This window comes from Vibrio sp. Vb1755, assembly GCF_033338635.1.
GTDB classification, from domain to species: Bacteria; Pseudomonadota; Gammaproteobacteria; order Enterobacterales; family Vibrionaceae; genus Vibrio; species Vibrio alginolyticus.
The window spans coordinates 71,434-95,641 of the sequence record NZ_JAWOTA010000010.1 but is presented as its reverse complement, the minus strand read 5'-3'; the positions used below and the strand labels follow the sequence as shown (position 1 = coordinate 95,641).

Below are 24,208 nucleotides of genomic sequence, written 5' to 3'. Positions count from 1 at the left end.
TAACCTAAGCATACACAGTCATGACTAAGGAGTGGTTATGCAGCATTTGATTTTTGTCTACGGCACGTTACGCAAGGGAGAGTACAACCATCAGTATTTGCGCTCGGCGCAGTTTCTTGGTTTACATGAAACGGATGCTCAATTTGCAATGTATGACTTAGGCCCTTATCCAGCGTTGTCTGATGGGCAACGCTCGATTCAAGGTGAAGTGTACCTGATTGACAGTGAAACCTTATCTGAGCTAGATAGGTTAGAAGATGTGCCAGTGGAATATCGCCGAGAGAGCATCGTTACGCCTTTTGGCCAAGCTTGGATCTACTTATATCAAGATACTGAGCAATTAACCGAAGAAATCGCTTCCGGAGATTGGTGTCAAAAGGTGTGAGCTATACTGACATTATCAATAGCAACGAGCTAAACACTAAGGAGTCACGATGAAAGCATTCGTAATTGGAGTAATGGCGTTGCTTCTTGCTGCATGCGCACAAACAACACTACCGACTTCGAATAATGTGACCGATTGGCAAGTGTTTGGTAGGCAGTCAGCTTTAGATGGATTACGGGAGTTATCTGAGGAGCGAATTGCGAAGCTGGATGATGTTAACCATGCGACGCCAGAACTGATAATGGCTTATCAAGCGGGTTACCAGCAAGGCAAACAAGAGTATTGTGAGCAAAGTGCTTATATGCTCGGTGTTATCGGGCGGCCGTATTTTGGCATTTGTGATGATGTTGACCCCTTCTTTCAACATGACTACGACGCTGGACGAATGTCTTCAGCAGGCGCACCTATCTAGTTGACACAGGTAAGATGAAAGCAAAAGAGCTGCCCTAGAGCAGCTCTTTTTAATTTTGTATCAGCAGTGATGCTTATTTTTTCTGAGCTCGTTCGTAAGATTCTAGGATTTCAGCTTTGGCGGCAGCAACATCTGCCCAACCATCCACTTTCACCCATTTGCCTGCTTCAAGCTCTTTGTAACGCTCAAAGAATTGCGTGATCTGCGCTTTCAATAGTTCTGGGATATCGTCCACATCTTGGATGTGCTCGTACTCTTTCGAGATTTTTGAGTGGGGAACCGCAAACACTTTTGCATCTTCACCCGATTCATCTGTCATCTTCAAAACGCCAACAGGACGGCAGCGAATGACTGAACCTGGCATGAGTGGGTATGGTGTTGGTACCAATACGTCGACTGGGTCGCCATCAAGAGACAGGGTATTGTTCACGTAGCCATAGTTGCATGGGTAGAACATTGGTGCAGACATGAAACGGTCGACAAATACAGCACCAGAGTCTTTATCTACTTCGTACTTGATTGGATCTGCATTTGCAGGAATTTCGATCACGACATAGATATCTTCAGGCAGCGACTTGCCTGCTGGTACATGGTTTAAGCTCATTAGAATATTCCTTTTCATTAACGATGAGTCACACAAAAGCGGCTTCATCTGATGATAAATTCGCGTTTCACTTTAGCGACAAAAACGCGGCAGGTAAACACCTGCCGCGTTGGACAAAGGTCTGAAATTATTCTTCGTCGCGGTGCAGTTCAAGGAACTCTTCAACTTTGCGAACCATGTTCTTCGAACCCACAAAGAAAGGTACACGCTGGTGCAACTCAGTAGGCTTGATGTCCATAATGCGATTCACGCCGTCCGATGCAATGCCGCCAGCTTGCTCAATGAGGAATGCCATAGGGTTACATTCGTAAAGCAGGCGTAGCTTGCCTTGTGGGTGGCTTTGTGTGCTTGGGTAAAGGTAGATACCGCCTTTCAGTAGGTTGCGGTGGAAATCAGCAACCAGCGAGCCAATGTAGCGAGAAGTGTATGGGCGACCGTCTTCTGGCACGTTTTCTTGGCAGTACTTGATGTACTTCTTCACCCCTTGAGGGAAACGAATGTAATTACCTTCGTTGATGGAGTAGATCTTACCATCATCAGGAATCATCATGTTTTCATGAGAAAGACAGAAGCTGCCGATAGATGGGTCGTAAGTAAAGCCGTTTACGCCGTTACCAGTTGTGTATACCAACATGGTGGAGGAGCCGTAAATTACGTAGCCCGCAGCCACTTGTTTGTGACCAGGTTGTAGGAAGTCTTCTTCAGTTGGTGGAGTACCGATTGGAGAAACACGACGGTAAATCGAGAAGATAGTACCAACAGAGACGTTCACATCGATGTTAGAAGAGCCATCAAGTGGGTCCATCAGTACTACATATTTGGCGTTTTGGTTGAGTTCTTTATTGAACGCAACTGCTTCGTCTTCTTCTTCACTGGCAACGCCACACACTTGATCACGAGCTTCGAGCGCGGCTTTGAACTTATCGTTCGCGTAAACATCGAGCTTTTGCTGATCTTCACCTTGGACATTTTCCGTACCTACAGCACCAGTGATATCACCGAGACCCGCTGCGTTGATTTCGCGGTTAACGATTTTTGCAGCTAAACGAATGGAGGCTAAAAGGGATGATAGATCACCGCTAGCGTGGGGGAAATCCGCTTGTTTTTCGACAATGAACTCGCCTAGGGTGCGCAGTCCTGACATGGTTAATCCTTACATTTTCATTTCATTGGGGGTAGTGCGCAAGTGAGCATCTCTTTATGGATGTTAAACGATTGCGCTGGATGTAAGTTTAAGTCGCAGATCTTTTTAATGGTAATGAAGTAACTGTTTGAGATCTCAATTTATTTGTAGACTTGTTTGAGGGATTCATCAGTAAGCAAGAGGTTGTACAGTCTGTGTTCAACCTTGTCATATTTGTGAAAGGGACTGCAAGAAGAAGGCTAAAGTCACTCGCTTTTCAGGCGGTAATCGCGATAATGAAAGCATTAAAAAACGCATTACAAGGTTTAGTTTATGCACATTCATATCTTGGGTATCTGTGGCACATTTATGGGCGGCGCAGCGATTCTAGCGCGCCAATTAGGACATAAAGTCACTGGTTCTGATGCCAACGTTTATCCGCCAATGAGCACACTGCTTGAGTCTCAAGGTATTGAAATTATTGAAGGCTTTGACCCGTCTCAACTCGACCCTCAACCAGATCTTGTGGTGATTGGTAATGCGATGAGCCGTGGCAACCCTTGTGTCGAGCATGTGCTCAACACTAACATGCGCTACACCTCTGGTCCGCAGTGGCTCAACGAGTTTTTGCTGCATGATCGGTGGGTATTGGCGGTATCGGGTACACATGGGAAAACGACCACGTCGAGCATGCTTGCCTGGATACTTGAAGATTGTGGTTATCAACCGGGTTTCTTAGTCGGTGGGGTACTCGGTAACTTCGGAGTGTCTGCTCGTTTGGGTGAAAGCATGTTTTTTGTCGTTGAAGCGGACGAATATGACAGTGCTTTTTTCGATAAGCGTTCTAAGTTTGTGCATTACCATCCTCGCACTTTAATCATGAATAACCTTGAGTTCGATCATGCTGATATCTTCGATGATCTAGAGGCGATCAAGCGCCAATTCCATCATTTAGTGCGAACGGTTCCCGGCAATGGCTTAATCTTAGCTCCGAAGCAAGACCAAGCTTTGGCGGATGTATTAGAGCGTGGTTGCTGGACAGAAAAACAGTTCTCTGGTGAGAATGGTGACTGGCAAGCGCACAAATTAGTGCTTGATGGCTCAAAATTTGACGTTGCGTTGAAAGGCGAGAAGGTTGGTACCGTCGAATGGAATTTGGTGGGTGACCACAATGTGGATAATGCGCTGATGGCAATCGCTGCTGCACGACATGTTGGAGTCACTCCGGATCTTGCTTGCCAGGCATTAGGGCGTTTCATCAATACCAAGCGCCGTTTAGAGCTGAAAGGTGAAGAACAAGGTGTGACGGTTTACGATGATTTTGCGCATCACCCAACGGCAATTGAACTTACTGTCGGTGGTTTGCGTAACAAGGTAGGTGAAAAACGCATCCTAGCTGTGTTAGAGCCGCGTTCTGCCACCATGAAGCGTGGCGTACACAAAAACACACTTGCAGAGTCACTACACAGTGCAGATGAAGTCTTCTTGTTCCAGCCAGATAATATCGAGTGGTCTGTGCAAGACATTGCCGACCAATGCACACAGCCAGCGTTTGTCGATGCGGATATAGATAACTTTGTAGCCAAGATCGTCGAACGTGCGCGACCAGGTGACCAAATTCTAGTCATGAGCAACGGTGGCTTTGGTGGTATTCACGGAAAACTTCTTGAGCAGTTAAAACAAAAAGCCTGATTGATATGCAAAACAAAACACAACCCTCTCATAAAAAAGCCATCACGTTGGCATTAACGGGCGCTTCTGGTGCTCCCTACGGCCTTCGTCTTTTAGAATGCTTGGTTGCGGCGGATTATCATGTCTACGTTCTGATTTCTTCGGCAGCTCGTGTTGTGATGGCAACCGAGCATAATCTTAAGCTGCCAAGTGGTCCAGAAGCAGCGCAGCAAGCATTGGTAGAGCACCTGAACTGCAATCGAAATAACATCACCGTTTGCGGTAAAGACGATTGGTTCTCGCCGGTTGCCTCTGGTTCTGCTGCACCCAAGCAAATGGTGGTTTGCCCATGCTCTGCGGGAAGCGTTGCAGCCATAGCACATGGTATGTCGGACAACTTGATCGAACGGGCCGCTGATGTAGTAATGAAAGAGCGCGGGCAGTTGTTGCTCGTGGTTCGCGAAACACCATTTTCAACGCTACATCTGGAGAACATGCACAAACTGTCGCAAATGGGCGTCACCATCATGCCAGCAGCTCCAGGCTTCTATCATCAGCCAAAGAGTATTGAAGACTTAGTGGATTTTATGGTGGCGAGAATTCTTGACCACTTAGGTATTGAGCAAGGTTTGGTGCCTCGTTGGGGTTATGACCAGCGCTCGTGAGCTGATTGTGTAACCACTCAAATACCTTTACAATCCATCCAACTCATCGGGGAGCAAACCCATTTAGCATTGAGTCAATCAATGCATTGGGGCGCTGAGACCTAAGTGTTTAACTAGGGACCCGTATTACCTGAACCAGATAATGCTGGCGTAGGAATTGAGTCTGGATATTGGAAGTCCTTAATAGCCGCCTCAAACCCTGTGCCGCTCAACTTATTTCTCTGAAATACTCATGGAGAGCGAGCAGTGAAACCTACTCTAAATCTGATTGCCCTAGCTGCAATCACCTCTACTTCAGCGTTTGCCGCTGAAAACACATTAACCATCTATACCTACGACTCTTTTGCCGCAGATTGGGGGCCGGGTCCTAAAATCGAGCAAGCTTTTGAAGCAAAATGTGGCTGTGACGTTAACTTCGTAGCGTTGGACGATGGTGTGTCGATTCTGAATCGTCTTCGTCTTGAAGGCGGTAATAGCAAAGCGGACATCGTATTAGGTTTGGATAACAATCTGATGGCAGAAGCGAAGAAAACCGGTCTGCTTGCCGAGCACAATGTGGATACGGCTAACACAGTGTTACCAAACGGTTGGAGTGACACGACGTTTGTACCGTACGATTACGGCTACTTCGCGTTTGTGTACAACAAAGAGAAACTGGCTAATCCGCCGAAAAGCATGAAAGAGCTGGTGGAAACGCGCGACGATCTGAAAGTGATTTACCAAGATCCGCGGACTTCAACGCCGGGCCAAGGCTTAATGCTATGGATGAAATCTATTTATGGCGACGATGTGACGCAAGCGTGGCAGAAGCTAGCGAGCAAAACCGTAACGGTCACGAAAGGTTGGTCTGAGGCGTATTCTATGTTCCTCAATGGTGAGTCCGATTTAGTGCTTTCTTACACCACTTCACCTGCGTACCACTTAATTGCGGAAAACGATTCGAAGTTTGCTACGGCGAATTTTGCTGAAGGCCACTACATGCAAGTTGAAGTAGCCGCCAAAGTGAAAGGGGCAAAAAATTCAGAACTTGCTGATCAATTTATGAGTTTCATTTTAAGTGATGAGTTCCAATCGGCGATGCCAACGGGTAACTGGATGTACCCAGTCACTGACGTTGAGTTACCTAAAGGTTTTGAAACTTTGAGTGTTCCAAGCAAGTCGTTGAGCTTTAGTGCTGATGAAGTGGCAAAAATGCGTAAGTCTTGGATTCGCGAATGGCAAAGCGCATTGACGTTTTAGCTGACGTTTCCATCCTCATCTGAATGAGATAGGTTTTACCTTTGAATTCTGTTCCAAAAATAGGTTTAGGGGTCGCGATGATCATCGCGACCTTTGTTATTTCTGCCCTAGGTGCTTTGATTGTTCAAGCCCCTTCACTTGATGTGTCTGTGGTATGGGGCGACCCGTACTATCAACATGTCACCAAGTTCAGTTTCTACCAAGCGTTTCTTTCCACATTGCTCAGTGTTGGCTTTGCCATTCCAGTAGCGCACGCACTTTCGCGTCGCCAATTTATTGGTAAATCATTACTGCTTAAGCTATTTGCATCGACACTGGTTTTGCCGGTTTTGGTTGGTGTTTTTGGGCTGTTAGCGATTTATGGCAACAGTGGTTTGTTGGAGCAGTGGTTGCAAAGTTTCGACACTAAACTGCCATTCTCTATTTACGGTTTGAACGGCATTTTACTCGCCCATGTGTTCTTTAATTTACCTTACGCGGCACGATTGCTTCTGCAAGCCTTGGAGTCTATTCCTGCCGAGCAGCATAAGCTTTGCGCGCATCTTGGGATGAGCCATTGGGATAAGTTTCGCTGGGTAGAATGGCCGCGTTTAAGGCAGCAGCTTCCCCACGTTTGTGGGTTGGTGTTTATGTTGTGCTTTACCAGTTTTGCCACTGTAATGGCGTTGGGGGGCGGGCCAAAATCCACCACCATTGAATTGGCCATTTACCAAGCGATTAAGTTTGATTTTGATTTACAAGCTGGGGCGTTATTGGCGCTGTGGCAGATGCTGTTATGTGGACTGCTTGCTATTGGAGTGCAGAAGTTAACAAGGCCTGTTTCTATCAGTGCTGGAAGCACATCGGTACAGCAATATTTAACGAAGGATCATGGGTGGTCAAAAGCTTGGGATAGCTTTTGGATCATAGGTGCCTTTTTACTGGTAATACCGCCGTTATTGATGGTGTTACTGAGTGGCATCAACCAACAAGTTTGGACAGTATTAACCGATGAGCGTTTTTGGTCTGCGCTATTGAACTCCCTCAAAGTCGCCTGTGTCGCTAGCGCGCTTGCGGTCGCTGCTGGGGTGTCCATACTATTGACCAGTCGCCGTTGGCGGTTGCAGTACAAAAACACGCGAGCCGATCAGATTGAGTTAATCGGCACCGTTATTTTGGTGACTCCAGGTCTGGTGATTAGCACCGGTTTATTCTTACTACTGCGCGCATTTACCGATGTTTTTAGCTTGGCATTTTTTGTCGTGATTTTGGTGAACGGTTTGATGGCTTTGCCTTACGTGATCAAAACGCTAGCGCAGCCAATGCTGCACATTGAACAACAGTATCAGTATGTATGTGCCAGCTTAGGCATGCGTGGCTGGCAACGGTTTAAAGTGGTGGAGTGGCAGGCGCTACGCAAGCCGTTTGCACATGCGTTTGCGATCAGCTTTATGTTTGCGATTGGCGATTTAAGTGCTATTGCGTTGTTTGGCGGGCAAGAGTTCCGCACTTTACCTCTGTATTTATTCCAGCTGCTTGGCAGCTATCAGATGGACGCGGCTGCGGTGGTATCGGTGACCTTATTGTTGTTGAGTGTGGGCTGTTTTGCCTTGATTGAGAAAGTATTGAAAACGAAGGAGAGAGCGTAATGTTAGTGTTGGATGATGTGCAGTACACCTACCAACGTGAACTGTTTCGTTTTGACTTAACGATTGAGCAAGGACAGATTGTGTCGCTGATGGGACCAAGTGGGGCAGGGAAGTCAACCTTGCTGGCGTTGGTGGCAGGATTCATCCATCCTGACCGTGGTGATATTTGTGTTGATGGTGAGTCCATTGTGCGTAAAGAGCCTTATCTGCGTCCGTTCTCTATGTTGTTCCAAGAGCACAATTTGTTTGCTCACTTATCGGTGCGTGACAACATCGGTTTGGGCTTACACTCAGGGCTAAAGCTTACGGTGGACCAAAATCGTCAGATTGAACAAGCCGCGCAGCAAGTTGGTGTTGCAGAGTACCTCGACCGTTTGCCAGAGCATCTTTCTGGTGGCCAGCGTCAACGTGTTGCCTTAGCGCGTTGTTTTGTTCAGCCTCATCCCATGTGGCTATTGGATGAGCCGTTCTCGGCGCTTGATCCGGTGTTGCGTGAAGAGATGCTGAGCTTGGTAAAAAAACTCGCAGCAGAGCGGGGAATAACCGTATTGATGGTCACGCACCATTTAAGCGATGCCAAAGCGATTGCCAGCCACTTTGTGTTTGTGGCAGATGGTAAAGTGGAAGCCGCGGGTGATATGTCTGCATTGAGTGAACAGCATGCTAGTGAGAAGCTTGCGGCATTTATCCGAGCCGCATGCTAGTGCCTGATAGTTGCTAGGTTATGCTTCTCCGCAACACAAACCATGCCTAGGGCCAAATTCAAATTGAGATCTTAAGCTCATGATATGGTCAATCATTGCTTGTACGCGCCGTGGGCGGTTTGCTCCAGGACGATAGACTAGATAAATAGGCATTGGTACCGTGTGCCATTGCGGCAACACTCTGACTAAGGTGCCACTTTCTAGCTCTTGCGTCATGTTTTGCACAGGTAAGTTAGCGATGCCTAGTCCTTTAAGTGCACCTTTCAATATTGCTTCTACAGTTGTACTTGAGAAGTTACTGGTTATTGAAACATTGACGGTATTATCGTGTGAGATCAGCGTCCAAGGCCCTATTTCTGAAACATATTGATACCTCAAACAGTTGTGTTTTGTCAGATCTTCTGGCGTTTCAGGTACGCCGAACTCAGCTAAATACTCAGGGCTAGCAGCCAGAACTCGAGTGGTATAGCCTAATTTTTTTGCGATCAATCGATCATCAACTATCTGACCGACTCGAATTGCCATATCAAAGCCGTGTGAAAAGAGATCAACAAAATCGTTCGATGCTTCTAACGCAATTTGTACTTTTGGCCATTGTTTTAAAAATGGCAAAAAGATGTGCTCCGCCATATACGCATCCAACGCTGGTGGCGCGGAAATACGCAGCCGGCCTTGGATCTGTTGTTCCATCTCCTGAACGTCATGGCCAATTGAGTGGAATTCCTCAACTAAGCTTGCAGCACGCTCTAAAACCATTTGGCCAGCTTCGGTGATCACTAACTTTCGGGTTGTGCGCTCTAGCAGTTTGGCTTCAAAGTGTTGTTCGAGTTTGGTTATGGCTTTGCTAACAGTAGATTTTGGTAGGTTTAACTCCAGCGCGCACTTGGTTAAGCTCAGTAGTCGACAGCTTGTGACAAAGATAGAAAGCGTTCTAAAGTCAATTGTTTCTAAATTGCGAACAATCACTTTCAATTATCCATATTGTTTCAATATTAATCTGATTATAGTCTGGCACCTCATCCTTAGCCATCAAGTTATTGTCATTTGAGGTAAACAACATGTCCAACTCTGTAGACTTATTTTCTCCTATCGAACTCGGTCAATTAGCATTAGATAACCGTGCCATTATGGCGCCTTTAACGCGAGCTCGTGCTGGCGCGGACCATATTCCTAATGACCTTATGGTTGAATACTACGCTCAACGTGCGAGTGCCGGACTTATCATTGCTGAATGCACCATGGTGATGGAAGGTACGTCTGCTTTCATGGCTGAGCCGGGCATTTACAGCGAAGAGCAAATCGCAGCTTGGAAAAAGGTAACGGATGCGGTTCATGAGAGAGGCGGTAAGATTGTACTGCAAATTTGGCATGCGGGACGAGCTTGTCATCCTGATCTGAATGAAGGAAAAACACCTGTAGCGGCGAGCGCATTGGCCATTCGTGATGAATTAGTCCATACCCCTTCGGGTAAGCAAGCATATACGGTACCACGAGCACTCGAAGTGGATGAGATAGCTTCCATTGTTGCGGCGTTTAAACAAGGTGCAGAAAACGCCAAGAAAGCCGGCTTTGATGGGGTCGAGATACATGGCGCCAATGGTTATCTTATTGATAACTTCCTTCGTGACGGTTCAAATTTACGTACCGATGAATACGGTGGTTCGGTTGAAAATCGTGCTCGATTTTTACTTGAGATAGTGAAAGAAGTCGTTGAGGTGTGGGGACCTGGAAGAGTCGGTCTGCGCACATCTCCGCTAAATGGATTTAATGACATGAAAGACAGTGATCCAGTTGGCTTGGTGCGTTACTTAGCAGAGCAACTTAATTCTTTCGATCTTGCTTATTGGCACGTGATGCGTGCGGATCTGAAAGGCGTACAAAAAGCAGATGTTCTCAAGCCAGCACGCGAAAACTATAAAGGTCACTTAATGGCGAACGTGGGCTACAGTGCACAAGAAGCGGCAACAGCAATTGCAGAAAACAAAGTTGATGTGGTCGCATTTGGCGTTCCCTTTATCGCAAACCCAGATTTAGTCGAGCGATTTAAGAAAAATGCACCTCTTAATGAGGCGAAACCAGAACACTTTTATTTGGGTGGAGCAGAAGGTTATACCGATTACCCAGTGATGGCATAACCCTTACTTGTTTAATATAAAAAGGACGCTAATGTTAGCGTCCTTTTTCGTTTTTGTATTTACTTAGCCTTGCGGTTTTACGACCATCACATTGATTGGAGAATATTCCACAACCTTACTCGCGACGGAGCCAAGCATTACTTTATTGATTTTAGAGCGCTTGTGACTTGGCATAATGATGAGATCAGCGCCTAAGCGTTCTGCATAATCAAGAATGGTCGCGTAGGCCTTGCCTTCAGCAACATGCACTTGGTAAACCACATCTTCAGCAATATGCTCATTAGCGAAAGTTTTTAGTTGCTGCTTCACGTCTTGCTTCATTTTGGCCGCAGCATCTTTCGGAAAGTATGTGGCAACCATCGACATGTGAATACCAGGTAGTACCGTCAGAAGATGGATTTGAGCATTTGCTTGCTTTGCCTGCCAAACCGCTAGTTCAACCGCTCGGTCTGAAAAGCCTTGGTCATTTAGATCAACCGGAACAAGAATTTGTTTGTACATTCAATGTCTCTCATTAAGGCCCCTTTATCCTCGGGGCCAAATCGGTTATGCGCTCAATTGTTCCTTACGAGCACGACGTTTTTGGTTCATTGCAAGCACCAGCAAAATCATTAAGCATGGTACAAACACCCACTCTTTCATCGGACGGTCTGCATCCTGGATAACCCACTTGATTTCCCAATCAAAGTCGATACCTGCGGACTCTGCTGGACTACCAAATTCAACCATATCGACAATCATTTTGTTGTCACTTTCGGTCAGCATCAGACCCATAGATGAAATACGTGCGTCTGCTGTTGTCGCACTGTCTTCGAATGGAAGACGAACCGTTTTCTCAATGTAGTCGCCCTCAAGGTTTTCACCGGCAACACGTAACTCCAATGATTCTCCTACATTTAGTGTTTCCGTGATTTGAGCTACCTCAACGCCAGGAGAAAGAACTTTCGCTGGGTACAGCATGTCCCACCAAAAACCTGGACGGAAAAACGAAAATGTCAGTACTAATAATAGGACTGTTTCCCACCACTTGTTACGCGTGAACCACCACCCTTGAGTTGCCGCAGAGAATATCAGCATTGCAATGATCGATGAGATGACCGTGAGTGCCAAATGCCACCAAGAGTCGATCCCCATTAACAATAGCTGGGTATTGAACACAAACATGAACGGCAAAATAGCGGTTCGAATATCGTAAGTAAAACCTTGGATACCGGTACGAATTGGATCTGATTTCGCAATTGCGGCTGCTGCAAAAGCCGCAAGACCTACAGGTGGGGTATCGTCGGCCAAAATACCAAAGTAGAAAACGAACAAGTGCACCGCTATCAACGGAATAATCAAGCCATGCGCTGCGCCGAGCGTAACAATGACCGGCGCCATTAGCGTAGAGACCACGATGTAGTTCGCCGTTGTTGGCAGACCCATCCCCAGAACCAAGCTAATGATGGCGGTAAACAGCAGCATAAGAATGATGCTGCCACCAGAGATAAACTCGACGAAGTCGGTCATCACTAGGCCGATACCCGTTAGTGTAACAACACCAACAACGGTGCCCGCTGCCGCGGTTGCAACGCCGATACCAATCATATTGCGCGCACCAGAAACTAAGCTCTCGGCAAGATCGACAAAGCCATCTTTGGTTTGCTGAAGCATATCACCTTGCTTTGACAGCAGTGCAATCAACGGACGTTGAGTAAGCAAAATGAAAATCATGAACACCGTTGCCCAGAATGCCGAAAGACCAGGTGAGAAACGTTCGACAGTCAAACACCAAACCAATACGACGATAGGGAGTAGGTAGTGCAAGCCTGACTTAACGGTTGGGCCAGGATCAGGTACTTCTGTTAATTCTGCATCAATCTCAATTGCGCCATCTTGCACGTGATTTGCTGAGACTTTCACCAACCCAACGTACGCGATTAATAGTGCGACGGTAACAATTGGTGTCGCGGCATCACCAAAGACGTCCTTTGTCCAACCCACTCCGTAGTAAACCAATGCGCTGATCACACACAATCCTAAGATTGTGCCAGTAAAGGACAGCAGACTTTGTACTAGTGTTGGGTTGTGGCGACGAGGAAGCCCTGTCATGCCTGCTTTACACGCTTCAAGGTGAACAATGTAAATTAAAGCAATATAAGAGATTAGCGCTGGAAGTAGGGCGGCTTTAATCACCTCAACGTAGGAGATACCGACGTATTCCACCATCAAAAATGCTGCTGCACCCATGATTGGCGGTGTTAACTGACCATTGGTTGAAGCCGCTACCTCTACCGCACCCGCTTTTGTGCCGGGAAAGCCAACACGCTTCATCAGTGGAATCGTAAAGGTGCCAGTTGTTACTACGTTTGCGATTGAAGAACCAGAAACCAGACCAGATAAACCTGATGCAACAACGGCCGCTTTAGCTGGACCACCTTTCATATGGCCAAGTAACGAGAAGGCAACTTTAATGAAGTAAGCACCAGCACCAGCGCGTTCCAGCATTGCTCCAAACAATACAAACAAGAAGACAAAAGAGGTAGAAACACCTAGCGCAACCCCAAATACGCCTTCTGTTGTTAGCCACAAGTGAGACATGGCCTTGTTCAAGCTTGCCCCTTTGTGCGCGATAACGTCAGGCATGTAAGGGCCTGCAAAGGTGTAAGTAAGGAAAACAGCAGCCACGACCATTAATGGTGGACCAAGTGCTCGGCGTGTTGCTTCTAAAAGGAGGAGCATACCGATAACAGCAACAACGATATCAACCGTTGTCGGTGCGCCTGAGCGTCCTGCTAGCTCGGTATAAAAAAGGTATATATAGGCTGCTGAAAAGCTGCCAGCCAACGCGAGTATCCAATCAACAAGAGGGATATGATCGCGAGGAGAATTCTTCATCGCTGGATAAGCAGTGAAAGCCAAAAAGATCGCGAAAGTAAGGTGGATAGATCGCGCTTCCGTGTCGTTCAGTACGCCAAAATTGAAAATAAATGGTAACGGGGATGCGTACCATAATTGAAATAGTGACCAACACAGAGGAACAAACCAAAGGATTCGTCCTTGCATTCCCGAAGGGCTACGTGCACCTGTGTCTGCCTGAGCCACCATTTCTTGCACATCTTGTGACGGAGCTTGATTCGTCGCCATGTACTTTTTCCTTATTATTGATGGTCCTGTCTGATTTTTATCGAGAACCACACTTCGCCTCTATCAGTGTAGTGAATGGAGCGAAGTTTGCTTTCGAGTATTTTGCTGCCTGAACTCAAAGTGTTGATTGTTGGGTACTCTGTTAGGCGGCGTTTAAGTTTTCTTGGGTATGAGCTCGCAGTTTTCAGAAGAAAACTGGCGAATGAAGCATACAGTTAGAACGTGCTACAACCTGTATACTCAAACAGGCAGAAAATATTCTTTCCTGCCTGTATGTAGAGTCTGAGGAAATTACTTAATTAGACCCATTTCTTTGTAGTATTTTTCTGCACCTGGGTGAAGAGGAATAGAAAGACCAGCTTTCACCATGTCTTCTTTCTTCAAGTTTGCGAATGCAGGGTGTAGACGTTTGAAGGTATCAAAGTTTTCAAACACAGCTTTTGCCACGTTGTAAGCGACATCGTCTGAAACATCAGAGGTCGTTACCATTGTTGCTGCAACACCAAAGCTGTTTACGTCTTTGTCTGTACCGCGGTACATACCAGCCGGTACTGAGCTAAAGGCGTAGTATGGGTTGTCGGCAACAATTTTATCGATTTTAGGGCCTGTTGCTGAAACTAGCTTCGCATCACATGATGTGGTTGCTTCTTTGATTGAACCGTTCGGGTGGCCGACCATGTAAATGAAGGCGTCAATTTTGTTATCACAAAGTGCCTGAGAGCGTTCAGAGCCTTTTAGCTCAGACGCCAATTTGAAGCTGTCGTTTGTCCAACCCATCGCTTCCATGACAACGCCCATCGTTGCACGGTCACCAGAGCCTGGATTACCGATGTTTACGCGCTTACCTTTCAGGTCTTCAACGTTTTCAATACCTGAATCTGCACGCGCAATGATGTTGAAAGGTTCTGTATGAAGAGAGAACATTGCGCGTAGCTTCTTGTACGGGCCTTGTTCTTCAAACTTGCTCGTACCGTTGTAGCCGTGGTACTGCCAATCCGATTGCACGATACCAAAATCTAATTCGCCTGCACGGATAGTGTTAACGTTGTAAATTGAGCCACCAGTCGATTCTACTGAACAACGGATGTTGTGGTCTTTACGACCTTTATTTACCAACTTACAGATAGCACCACCAGTTGGGTAGTAAACACCTGTCACAGAGCCAGTACCGATGGTAATAAACTCTTGAGCGTTAACTGCGCCTGCGCCCATTACGGCTGCAGCGATAGCGCCTACTTTGAGAAGTTTGTTAAATGCCATGAATTTCCCTTCCTTATATTCATTATTTACCCGGAAATAACCATAAATCACTTCTGGAGTTTCCTATTTGGAAACGGCACCTTTTTCAATCCAATCGTTTGAAAAAGCGAGCGAATCATAACAAAAAATTGGCAGAAAATTATACAATTGTTAAATGTTATAGTTGATAAGTCTGAATTTTGTATCAGGGGATAGGATTCAATTTTTGATTTAATTCTTTTTATAACAATTACTTAATTAACGTTTAGTGACTGAAATGAAAAAGATCAATTGCGTGATGTTAATCACAAAATGGGTGGTTAAAGAACGAGCGGAGTAAGCAAAAAATTTACATAAATTATGGGCTACAAAATGAGACTTCTTTTATAACCCACAATGAGTTAGCTGATTGAAGCTTTATAGAACTTAACCAGTATATTCGAACAGCTCGCACACTGATTTGAAGAGTTGCTCAGTCGTAATTGCCATGGTTGGCGTAATGAAAATGGTATCGTCACCTGCGACAACACCAAGAATACCTTCGGATTTACCTAGTGAATCAAGCAAGCGAGCAATCAACTGTGCTGCACCTGGGCCAGTGTGAATTACCACTAACGCTGCGTTACGATCGATGTCTAGTACTAGTTCACGCAGAGAGCTGCTGACTGTTGGGACACCTAGCTCAGCAGGAAGACAGTAAACCATTTCCATTTTTGCATTGCGCGTACGGACAGCGCCAAATTTAGTCAGCATACGTGAGACTTTAGATTGGTTGATACTCTCAAATCCTTGCTGTTTGAGTGCGTCAACAATCTCGCCCTGTGAGCCAAAGCTTTCTTCTTTTAACAGGGCTTTAAAGGCGCGAACTAAGTTGTCTTGTTTTTCTGAATTGCGCATAGTCATTACAAATCTCTTATTACGGGTCAGCAATTTTGCATATTCTCGCATATATATTCAGGCGGTGCCAAAGAGTCCCAGGATTATGTTAGATGCGTCACTGTAAACTATATACCACATAGAATTCTTTAGCGCGCTGAAGTAGGGCTGTATCTGTTTTGTTGAATTCCTTGTCATTTCAACAGAATAAAAGAATAATCCAAGCCCCATTTGTAGCACGGTAACAGCGAGTTGCGCGAGGTCGCAAAGCTAGCGTTAATTGATTGTAATCAAGTTGTGATTCCGATAGCTTTATTTAAGTTGGTTACAAACTACCCTACGAATACGTTTATAAGAGAAATACTCTCAAGGAGAACTACATGAAAGTAGCCGTTATTGGTGCCGCTGGTGGCATCGGTCAAGCCCTGGCCCTTCTACTTAAGAACCGTCTTCCTGCTGGTTCTGATCTAGCCCTATATGATATTGCTCCAGTAACTCCTGGTGTGGCCGCTGATCTTAGCCACATCCCTACGCCAGTTTCTATCAAAGGTTACGCTGGTGAAGATCCTACTCCAGCACTAGAAGGCGCGGATGTTGTGCTAATTTCTGCTGGTGTTGCGCGTAAGCCAGGTATGGATCGTGCGGATCTATTTAATGTAAACGCTGGTATCGTTAAATCGCTAGCGGAGAAGATTGCGGTTGTTTGTCCGAAAGCTTGTGTTGGTATCATCACAAACCCTGTAAATACAACAGTGCCAATTGCTGCTGAAGTTCTTAAAAAAGCGGGTGTTTATGATAAGCGTCGTCTATTTGGTGTAACAACGTTGGATGTTATCCGTTCAGAAACGTTTGTTGCTGAGCTAAAAGACAAAGATCCAGGTGACGTTCGCGTGCCAGTAATTGGTGGTCACTCTGGCGTAACGATCTTACCTCTACTGTCTCAAGTGGAAGGTGTTGAGTTTACAGCTGAAGAAGTAGAAGCATTAACGAAACGTATTCAAAATGCAGGTACTGAAGTTGTAGAAGCGAAAGCGGGTGGTGGTAGTGCAACACTATCAATGGGCCAAGCTGCATGTCGCTTTGGTCTGTCTCTGGTTCGTGCTCTTCAAGGTGAAGAAGGCGTAGTTGAGTGCGCTTACGTTGAAGGCGACGGCGAACACGCGACTTACTTTGCGCAACCTGTGAAACTGGGTAAAGAAGGCGTTGAAGAAGTACTAAGCTACGGCAAACTCAGCGATTACGAAAAGTCTGCATTAGACGGTATGCTAGAAACACTAAATGGCGACATCAACATTGGTGTTGAATTCGCAAAGTAATCTAGAAAGCCTATATAAGAAGAAAGCCGATCATTTTGATCGGCTTTTTTGATCCTTGATTTCTCAACTTCGTAAAAATGGTCGAATAAAACCACGTAGTGAAGGAGAAGATGATGGAAGCGAGTCGAATCCGTAAAGGCATGGTTGTTGAGTGCCAACAAGGCGTCGGTACGATATTAGTGGTCGACCATGAAGCAGAGACGGTATTGTTGTCCAAACAAGGGACTGAACAGCAACTCGCCGTTAGCTTTGATGAAATAGAAGATGATCCACAACTGCATGGCAGTAGTGACAGATATTACTAGCGCCTCGGGGCGTCGTCATTAGGTATCAAACGTAAAAAAGGAAGAGCGTGCTCTTCCTTTTTGCTATAAGTCTTGCGTTATGGGTAGCTATTGATTACTTCGTGCGTTGTACTGCGACATGAGCCAGAGTAACAAGCGCTTGTTTGTATTCAGACTCTGGCAACACTGATAGTTCTGCGATTGCTTTGTCTGCTTCTTCTAGAGCTTTTTGCGTTGTGTATTCCAGAGAGCCTGCTTTTTTCATGACCGCAAGAATTTCTTCTAAGCGATCCATGCCATTCGCTTTCTCAATTGCTTCACGAATCATGATGGCGTTTTCTGGTGTGGTATTACGCATAGCATGGAGTAGAGGTAAAGTTGGCTTGCCTTCGGCCAAGTCATCACCCACATTTTTACCCATGTCTTCGCCATCAGAAGTGTAATCCATGACGTCATCAATGAGCTGAAACGCAGTGCCTAGATACTTACCGTAATTTTGCATTGCAATTTCCACATGCTCAGGAGCGTCATTTAAGATCGCACCGATTTGAGTTGCGGATTCAAATAAGCGCGCAGTCTTAGAGTAGATGACTTGCATGTAGCTTTCTTCTGTCGTGTCAGGGTCGTTACAGTTCATCAACTGCTGTACTTCACCTTCGGCGATCACGTTTACGGCATTGCTCATTAGTTTAAGGATCTTCATGGATCCTAGTTCCGTCATCATCTGAAATGAGCGTGTATAGATAAAGTCCCCAACTAATACGCTAGCCGCATTGCCAAATGCTGCATTCGCAGTGGCTTTACCACGGCGCATGTCTGATTCATCTACCACGTCATCATGCAGCAAAGTCGCTGTATGGATGAACTCAATAAACGCAGCTGCCATTGTATGACCATTGCCTTGGTAACCAAGTGCACGGGCTGACAGTATCGCTAAAAGCGGTCTTAGACGTTTGCCTCCACCACTCACGATATAAAAACCGAGCTGGTTGATTAAAGAGACATCAGAATTAAGTTGGGCTTGAATTGTTTCATTCACTTTTGCCATGTCATCGGCAGTAAGCGCTTGGATAGTTTTAAAATCCATCGTATATCCGGCTGAAGTTAGACCCTGCAAGGCTTATTCGATTTATATAATTGTCGAATAATACACTAAAAAACGTTGATTAATACATTACTAAAGGGCATGATTGCCGCACTTTTCTTTGGCGATTAGCTTTTCGCCAATTTTTTCAAAATATGGCTTGTCATAGGAGCATCTATTCTGTAGAATCTGCGCCCTATTGATGATTAGTTTAGCGCACACCCTCAAGAAAGGCTGTGCGGAAAAAGCGGAGTAAAATATGTACGCTGTTTTCCAATCTGGTGGTAAACAACACCGTGTAAGCGAAGGTCAAACTCTTCGTTTAGAGAAATTAGACGTTGAAACTGGTGCAACTGTAGAATTTGATAAAGTTCTTCTTGTTGCTAACGGCGAAGACATCAAAGTTGGTGCTCCTCTTGTAGAGGGCGGCAAAATTGTTGCTGAAGTTGTACAACACGGTCGTGGCGATAAAGTTAAAATCGTTAAGTTCCGTCGTCGTAAGCACTCTCGTAAGCAACAGGGTCACCGTCAGTGGTTCACTGAAGTGAAGATCACTGGTATCAACGCTTAATCTATTAGGAGAGTTTAACAATGGCACACAAAAAAGCTGGTGGTTCTACTCGTAACGGCCGCGATTCAGAAAGCAAACGTCTAGGTGTTAAGCGTTTCGGTGGTGAATCTGTACTTGCAGGTAACATCATCGTTCGTCAACGTGGTACTAAGTTCCACGCTGGTAACAACGTAGGTATCGGTAAAGACCACACTCTATTCGCTCTTACTGAAGGTAAAGTGAAGTTCGAAGTGAAAGGTCCTAAGAACCGTAAGTTTGTAAGCATCGAAGCTGAGTAATTAGGTTTTTAACCAAATTACTTAATAGCTTTAAGCTGAATTCAAAAGCCCTGCCGAATCGGCGGGGTTTTTTATTTGTGGCAGTCGACATATCGAAGTTTCTCGCTAAGATCCTAAGCGATTTGAATCTGGGAGCTTAGATCTGTCATCTGCTAAAATTGTCGGATGACATAGTAAGATTTAATCCACGCACGAAGTAGTCGGAGTAAAAGATGAAGTTCGTAGATGAAGCGGTAGTAAAAGTTCAGGCTGGTGATGGCGGTAGTGGCGTTGTCAGTTTCTGGCGTGAAAAATTCATCACTAAAGGTGGCCCTGATGGCGGTGATGGCGGTGACGGTGGTGATGTTTATATCCAAGCCGATGAAAACCTAAATACCCTGATTGATTACCGTTTCCAGCGCTTCTACGAAGCTGAGCGTGGTGAAAACGGTCGCGGTGGTAACTGTACCGGTAAGCGTGGTAAAGACATCGTTCTTCGTGTACCTGTGGGTACGCGCGCTGTGGATATCCACACAAATGAAATCGTGGCGGAAGTTGCTGAACACGGTAAGAAAGTGATGATCGCGAAAGGCGGTTGGCACGGTCTAGGTAACACGCGTTTCAAATCTTCAGTAAACCGCGCGCCTCGTCAGAGAACATTGGGTACAAAGGGTGAAGTACGCGAAATTCGCCTTGAGCTATTGCTTCTTGCTGATGTGGGTATGCTTGGTCTACCTAATGCTGGTAAATCAACCTTTATCCGCGCAGTATCAGCAGCAAAACCGAAAGTCGCTGATTACCCATTCACGACTTTGATCCCAAGCTTGGGTGTCGTAAGTGTCGTACCAGAGAAAAGTTTTGTTGTTGCAGACATCCCTGGTTTGATCGAGGGTGCAGCAGATGGCGCTGGCCTTGGTATTCGATTCTTGAAGCACTTAGAGCGTTGTCGAGTGTTGCTGCACATGATCGATATTATGCCAATTGATCAGTCCGATCCGGTGCAAAATGCATTGACGATCATTGATGAACTAGAACAATACAGCGAAAAACTGGCAAGTAAGCCGCGTTGGTTAGTGTTCAACAAAGTTGATCTAATGCCTGAAGAAGAAGCGAATGAGAAGATCCAAGAAATCTTAGACGCACTAGGTTGGGAAGACGAGTACTTTAAGATCTCGGCGATCAATCGTAACGGTACTAAAGAGCTTTGTTACAAACTGGCTGACTTTATGGATAACCTACCTCGCGAAGAGGAAGAAGTGGCTGAAGAAGATAAAGTTAACTTCATGTGGGATGATTACCATAAAGATGCGATGGCGGGTAAAGACGTTATCACTGAAGATGACGACGACGATTGGGATGACTGGGACGATGAAGAAGATGACGGTCACGTTGTCTACGTTCGTGACTAATCAGAACGGTCAAACAATGCCTGTTTGCCTATAATTCATTAAGCCGCAATTATCTATTGCGGCTTTTTTTGTATCTAAATCATATTTAGGTGATGTGATTTACGGCACAATAACTGATACGTCGTGTTTTTTTGAGGGTTAGTTTGGCCCTCGCGCGTATGAATGAGTAACACCCTAAAAGGAATTAGACTTATTTATGACTCTAGAAACCATACCGCCTAGAGAGTTGGCGGTATCTACTCAACGATCGATTTCTCGTCTTGTCGCCCAAGCCGGACAAATGCTACTTGCTCATGGTGCTGAAAGTACTCTTGTGAGCGATATTATGCGTCGTATTGGCCTTGCTTGTGGGGTGAATGAAGTTGCGGTAGCACTATCAGCTAATGCATTGGTTGTGACGACGGTAATGGATGGGCATTGCATCACCACCACCCGAAGCTGCGCTGATCGTGGCATCAATATGCGCGTTATTACGCAAATTCAACGAATCTGTATCATGATGGAACGTGGTTTGCTCGATTCAACCATGGCGCAGAAAAAGCTGAACGCTATCAGTCCAGAGCGTTATAACCGCTGGTTGGTGGTGTTTATGATTGGCTTGTCTTGTGCGGCATTCAGTCATCTAGCTGGTGGTGATTGGGGAGTATTCATTATGACCTTTTTAGCTTCAGCTGGTGGCATGATCGTTCGCCAAGAAATTGGTCATCGTCATTTCAACCCTCTATTGAACTTTGCTGCGACCGCTTTTGTGACCACCTTAATTTCAGCACAGGCGGAAATTTACCAAATCGGTAATCTACCTACCGTAGCAATGGCATCGTCAGTATTAATGCTTGTACCTGGTTTCCCACTCATTAACTCTGTCGCAGATATGTTGAAAGGCCACATTAATATGGGGATTGCTCGATTTGTGATGGCTAGTTTACTAACGTTGGCGACATGTTTGGGGATCGTTGCTGCGATGAGTGTAACTGGAATTTGGGGGTGGGCTATCTAATGAGTTTATTTGATTTGATGTTTGGCCTTTTGAATGACATGTTTTTTGCGGCGATTCCCGCTGTAGGATTTGCATTGGTTTTTAACGTACCACAAAGAGCTTTAGTGTATTGCGCTGTTGGTGGCGCGATTGGTCATGGTAGCCGCTACTTGATGATGCAGTTTGGCATTCCTATTGAGTGGGCAACCTTTTTTGCTGCGACGTTAGTTGGGATGATTGGTGTGTACTGGTCTCACCGTTTTCTCGCGCATCCAAAAGTGTTTACTGTGGCTGCTTTGATCCCGATGGTGCCGGGTGTGTTTGCGTACAAAGCAATGATCGCTATGGTAGAAATCAATCATGTTGGCTACTCACCCGAGCTTGTCGCAACCTGTATGGAAAACTTTCTTAAGGCCATGTTTATTATTGCAGGTTTAGCTGTTGGTCTTGCGGTTCCAGGGCTGTTATTCTATCGCCGCAGACCAATTGTATAAGGACCTAACATGATCATTAGTATGATTGCCGCTATGGCCGACAATCGCATCATTGGCAAAGACAATCAAATGCCTTGGCATCTTCCCGCCGATTTCGCTTGGTTTAAGCGTTGTACCATGGGAAAACCGGTTGTGATGGGACGCAAAACCTATGAGTCTATTGGTCGCCCTTTACCAGGTCGCTTGAATATTGTTATTAGCCGTGATGAGACACTAAAGATCGAAGGCGTCACTACCGTAACATCGATTGAGCAGGCTCTGGAAGTCGCAGGTGATGTGGAAGAAGTGATGATCATTGGTGGTGGTGCGATTTACACCACTTGTCTGCCTATGGCCAATAAACTGTATGTAACACACATTGAAGCGGCCATTGATGGTGATACTCAGTTCCCAGATTGGGGAGACGAGTTTAAGGAAACTTACTCAGAAATGTATCAAGCCGATGAGAAGAACGCCTACAACATGCGCTTTACTGTGTTAGAAAAGTAATTCGAGATTAACACCGCGTAGTTAATACGGTAATGCCGTTCGTGTAACAGCGAGCGGCCATCCCAACCTACCGTCATCCTGAAAAGCGACGAAAGAGCGAGATTCAGGAGCCTCTATACGAGTACCTTGTTGTCAAAGGTATTTCTATCTATTCGCAGCGCGAGGATATTAGATTCCTAGTCTCGTTAAGGCTCGTTGGAATGACCCTACAGGGGGTGTTAAGTGACAAGTATTCTTCCTACTATGGATTATCGACTGTTATTCAGTGTTTAACTTAACGCATCCTGAGTAAAAATTTTCTTATCTTCCCAACGGATCATGGTTAGGCTTCCGCCCCAAACGCAGCCAGTATCTAGCCCGATGACTTCGTTGTTCATATAGCCTTGTAGTGCAGCCCAGTGCCCAAAGAGCACCGCTTTGTTTAAGTGGATACGTTTAGGCACATCAAACCATGGAATAAGTTCGTTACCGGAAACTTGTTGCGGTGGCAATTTACAATCCATATCCAAACGACCATCAGGGAAACAAAAGCGCATCCGCGTAAAAGCATTGATAATATAACGGTATCGGTCCAAACCCTGTAGAGAGTCATCCCAGGAATCAGGTTGATTGCTGTACATGTTTTTTAATAGCCAAGGCAGCTCTTCACTTTGGATGATGCGCTCAACTTCACGGGCACACTTTCTCGCTGTTTTTAGATTCCACTGCGGTGATATGCCAGCGTGACACATCACGAACTCGTCATGCTCGGCCAATAGAGGTCGCTGAGCTAGCCATGTCAGTAGTTCCTCTTTGTCAGGGGCCGTGAAAATAGGTGCGGTTCTATCTTTGTCTTTGACCTTTTTTATCCCGTGAGCCACTGCAAGAAGGTGAAGGTCGTGATTACCAAGCACGACGATTGCGCTTGTGCCAAGTGACTTCACAAAGCGTAACGTTTCTAGTGATTTAGGCCCTCTGGCGACCAAATCACCAGCAAGCCAAAGTTGGTCTTTTTTCGCAGAGAAAGATACTTTTTCTAGTAGTCGCTGCAATTCATCAAAACAGCCTTGGATGTCACCAACAATATAGGTAGCCACTGAATCTCCAATTTACTAATTTAAAACATTTGGAACAGCCAAGCGAAATGGTTCAATTTCGGTGATGAACTCTTGCCCTTTCTCATCCAGCATTTTGTAGTGTCCTTGCATAACGCCGACAGGGGTTTCTAACGCGGTTCCGCTACTGTACGTGTATTCATCATTGCTTGGAATAAAGGGCTGCTGGCCTACCACTCCGTCACCTTCAACCGTCATTTGCTTGCCGTTCGAGTCTGTGATTAGCCAGCGGCGGCTCACTAACTGTACGGTTTGTTGGCTAAGGTTTTTGATGGTGATGATATAAGCGAAAACGTAGCGTTGTAGCTCTGGGTTGGACTGTTCTTCGATGTATTTGGTGTGAACTTGAATTTTGATGCAAGGTTGAATGACGTCCATGTGCACTCCTCAGAAACGTAATATCCCAATAATAATAAGCCAAACCTAC

Annotated in this window: 26 protein-coding genes and 1 riboswitch; of the genes, 16 read left to right on the top strand and 10 right to left on the bottom strand. The window is 45.7% G+C overall.

What is annotated here, in order from left to right; genetic code table 11:
* The first annotated feature begins 37 nt into the window (after window positions 1-37).
* Both R7E00_RS11455 and R7E00_RS11450 read left to right on the top strand, forming a co-directional pair.
* Complete coding sequence (locus R7E00_RS11455; RefSeq protein WP_005379626.1) at window positions 38-385, top strand: gamma-glutamylcyclotransferase; 348 nt, start codon at window positions 38-40, stop codon at window positions 383-385.
* A gap of 49 nt (window positions 386-434) precedes the next feature.
* Window positions 435-797: a DUF2799 domain-containing protein gene (locus tag R7E00_RS11450; protein ID WP_042522443.1), complete on the top strand. Its 363-nt coding sequence runs from the start codon at window positions 435-437 to the stop codon at window positions 795-797.
* A 73-nt stretch (window positions 798-870) separates the two neighbouring features.
* Here the strand turns inward: R7E00_RS11450 and ppa are convergent, their stop codons facing one another.
* On the bottom strand, window positions 871-1,401 hold the full coding sequence (gene ppa / locus R7E00_RS11445) for an inorganic diphosphatase (RefSeq protein WP_005379635.1): 531 nt from the start codon (window positions 1,399-1,401) through the stop codon (window positions 871-873).
* Window positions 1,402-1,528: 127 nt separating this feature from the next.
* Window positions 1,529-2,545: a class 1 fructose-bisphosphatase gene (gene fbp / locus R7E00_RS11440; RefSeq protein WP_005383114.1), complete on the bottom strand. Its 1,017-nt coding sequence runs from the start codon at window positions 2,543-2,545 to the stop codon at window positions 1,529-1,531.
* Window positions 2,546-2,857: 312 nt separating this feature from the next.
* Between fbp and mpl the strand changes: the two genes are divergently transcribed.
* The 5 genes from mpl (at window position 2,858) to thiQ (ending at window position 8,431) form a co-directional block, all read left to right on the top strand.
* A complete protein-coding gene (gene mpl, locus R7E00_RS11435; protein ID WP_053303335.1) occupies window positions 2,858-4,216 on the top strand; it encodes a UDP-N-acetylmuramate:L-alanyl-gamma-D-glutamyl-meso-diaminopimelate ligase in 1,359 nt (452 codons plus the stop codon).
* A 5-nt stretch (window positions 4,217-4,221) separates the two neighbouring features.
* Window positions 4,222-4,860 carry a flavin prenyltransferase UbiX gene (locus R7E00_RS11430; RefSeq protein WP_005379640.1) on the top strand — a complete coding sequence of 213 codons (639 nt, stop codon included), beginning with the start codon at window positions 4,222-4,224 and terminating at the stop codon, window positions 4,858-4,860.
* Window positions 4,861-4,897: 37 nt separating this feature from the next.
* A riboswitch (TPP riboswitch) is annotated at window positions 4,898-5,034 on the top strand.
* Window positions 5,035-5,106: 72 nt separating this feature from the next.
* The gene (gene thiB / locus R7E00_RS11425) at window positions 5,107-6,099 is read left to right on the top strand and encodes a thiamine ABC transporter substrate binding subunit (RefSeq protein WP_130544794.1); all 993 of its coding nucleotides are present in this window, start codon (window positions 5,107-5,109) and stop codon (window positions 6,097-6,099) included.
* 41 nt (window positions 6,100-6,140) lie between these two features.
* Window positions 6,141-7,727, top strand: a complete 1,587-nt coding sequence (gene thiP / locus R7E00_RS11420; RefSeq protein WP_213907989.1) for a thiamine/thiamine pyrophosphate ABC transporter permease ThiP — start codon at window positions 6,141-6,143, stop codon at window positions 7,725-7,727.
* A complete protein-coding gene (gene thiQ, locus R7E00_RS11415; RefSeq protein ID WP_262606264.1) occupies window positions 7,727-8,431 on the top strand; it encodes a thiamine ABC transporter ATP-binding protein in 705 nt (234 codons plus the stop codon). Before thiP ends, thiQ begins: the two co-directional genes overlap by 1 nt.
* An 18-nt stretch (window positions 8,432-8,449) precedes the next feature.
* Here thiQ and R7E00_RS11410 read toward each other — a convergent pair whose 3' ends face one another.
* The gene (locus tag R7E00_RS11410) at window positions 8,450-9,397 is read right to left on the bottom strand and encodes a LysR family transcriptional regulator (RefSeq protein ID WP_005379650.1); all 948 of its coding nucleotides are present in this window, start codon (window positions 9,395-9,397) and stop codon (window positions 8,450-8,452) included.
* A gap of 92 nt (window positions 9,398-9,489) precedes the next feature.
* On the opposite strand from R7E00_RS11410, the gene R7E00_RS11405 reads away from it, so the two are divergent.
* Window positions 9,490-10,566 carry an alkene reductase gene (locus R7E00_RS11405; RefSeq protein ID WP_054579269.1) on the top strand — a complete coding sequence of 359 codons (1,077 nt, stop codon included), beginning with the start codon at window positions 9,490-9,492 and terminating at the stop codon, window positions 10,564-10,566.
* 63 nt (window positions 10,567-10,629) lie between these two features.
* Here the strand turns inward: R7E00_RS11405 and R7E00_RS11400 are convergent, their stop codons facing one another.
* The 4 genes from R7E00_RS11400 to argR form a co-directional block, all read right to left on the bottom strand.
* Window positions 10,630-11,067 (bottom strand): universal stress protein, encoded by a 438-nt coding sequence (locus tag R7E00_RS11400; RefSeq protein ID WP_005379654.1) that lies wholly within the window; start codon window positions 11,065-11,067, stop codon window positions 10,630-10,632.
* 45 nt (window positions 11,068-11,112) lie between these two features.
* On the bottom strand, window positions 11,113-13,692 hold the full coding sequence (locus R7E00_RS11395) for a TRAP transporter permease (RefSeq protein ID WP_017820274.1): 2,580 nt from the start codon (window positions 13,690-13,692) through the stop codon (window positions 11,113-11,115).
* Window positions 13,693-13,983: 291 nt separating this feature from the next.
* Entirely contained in the window at window positions 13,984-14,952 is a 969-nt protein-coding gene (locus R7E00_RS11390; RefSeq protein WP_005379657.1) for a TAXI family TRAP transporter solute-binding subunit, read from the bottom strand.
* A gap of 405 nt (window positions 14,953-15,357) precedes the next feature.
* Window positions 15,358-15,828, bottom strand: coding sequence for a transcriptional regulator ArgR (argR, locus tag R7E00_RS11385; protein WP_005379659.1), 471 nt, complete (start codon window positions 15,826-15,828; stop codon window positions 15,358-15,360).
* 359 nt (window positions 15,829-16,187) lie between these two features.
* Here argR and mdh point away from each other — a divergent pair, with 359 nt between their 5' ends.
* Window positions 16,188-17,123 carry a malate dehydrogenase gene (gene mdh / locus R7E00_RS11380; protein WP_005379660.1) on the top strand — a complete coding sequence of 312 codons (936 nt, stop codon included), beginning with the start codon at window positions 16,188-16,190 and terminating at the stop codon, window positions 17,121-17,123.
* Between the two features lie 113 nt (window positions 17,124-17,236).
* Window positions 17,237-17,428 carry a hypothetical protein gene (locus R7E00_RS11375; RefSeq protein ID WP_170960411.1) on the top strand — a complete coding sequence of 64 codons (192 nt, stop codon included), beginning with the start codon at window positions 17,237-17,239 and terminating at the stop codon, window positions 17,426-17,428.
* A gap of 94 nt (window positions 17,429-17,522) precedes the next feature.
* Here the strand turns inward: R7E00_RS11375 and ispB are convergent, their stop codons facing one another.
* The gene (gene ispB / locus R7E00_RS11370; RefSeq protein WP_047101929.1) at window positions 17,523-18,494 is read right to left on the bottom strand and encodes an octaprenyl diphosphate synthase; all 972 of its coding nucleotides are present in this window, start codon (window positions 18,492-18,494) and stop codon (window positions 17,523-17,525) included.
* A 256-nt stretch (window positions 18,495-18,750) separates the two neighbouring features.
* Here ispB and rplU point away from each other — a divergent pair, with 256 nt between their 5' ends.
* From rplU to folA, 6 genes are all read left to right on the top strand, one after another.
* Window positions 18,751-19,062 carry a 50S ribosomal protein L21 gene (gene rplU, locus R7E00_RS11365; RefSeq protein WP_005383096.1) on the top strand — a complete coding sequence of 104 codons (312 nt, stop codon included), beginning with the start codon at window positions 18,751-18,753 and terminating at the stop codon, window positions 19,060-19,062.
* Between the two features lie 20 nt (window positions 19,063-19,082).
* Window positions 19,083-19,340, top strand: a complete 258-nt coding sequence (rpmA, locus tag R7E00_RS11360) for a 50S ribosomal protein L27 (protein WP_005383095.1) — start codon at window positions 19,083-19,085, stop codon at window positions 19,338-19,340.
* Between the two features lie 212 nt (window positions 19,341-19,552).
* On the top strand, window positions 19,553-20,728 hold the full coding sequence (cgtA, locus tag R7E00_RS11355) for an Obg family GTPase CgtA (protein ID WP_005383091.1): 1,176 nt from the start codon (window positions 19,553-19,555) through the stop codon (window positions 20,726-20,728).
* A 196-nt stretch (window positions 20,729-20,924) separates the two neighbouring features.
* A complete protein-coding gene (locus tag R7E00_RS11350) occupies window positions 20,925-21,725 on the top strand; it encodes a threonine/serine exporter family protein (RefSeq protein ID WP_005379664.1) in 801 nt (266 codons plus the stop codon).
* On the top strand, window positions 21,725-22,198 hold the full coding sequence (locus tag R7E00_RS11345) for a threonine/serine exporter family protein (protein ID WP_005379665.1): 474 nt from the start codon (window positions 21,725-21,727) through the stop codon (window positions 22,196-22,198). The genes R7E00_RS11350 and R7E00_RS11345 overlap by 1 nt, the downstream gene beginning before the upstream one ends.
* A gap of 9 nt (window positions 22,199-22,207) precedes the next feature.
* Window positions 22,208-22,687 carry a type 3 dihydrofolate reductase gene (folA, locus tag R7E00_RS11340; RefSeq protein ID WP_005379666.1) on the top strand — a complete coding sequence of 160 codons (480 nt, stop codon included), beginning with the start codon at window positions 22,208-22,210 and terminating at the stop codon, window positions 22,685-22,687.
* A gap of 269 nt (window positions 22,688-22,956) precedes the next feature.
* Here folA and apaH read toward each other — a convergent pair whose 3' ends face one another.
* Both apaH and apaG read right to left on the bottom strand, forming a co-directional pair.
* Window positions 22,957-23,763 (bottom strand): bis(5'-nucleosyl)-tetraphosphatase (symmetrical) ApaH, encoded by an 807-nt coding sequence (apaH, locus tag R7E00_RS11335; RefSeq protein WP_005379667.1) that lies wholly within the window; start codon window positions 23,761-23,763, stop codon window positions 22,957-22,959.
* Between the two features lie 15 nt (window positions 23,764-23,778).
* Complete coding sequence (gene apaG / locus R7E00_RS11330; protein ID WP_005379668.1) at window positions 23,779-24,159, bottom strand: Co2+/Mg2+ efflux protein ApaG; 381 nt, start codon at window positions 24,157-24,159, stop codon at window positions 23,779-23,781.
* Window positions 24,160-24,208 lie beyond the last annotated feature (49 nt).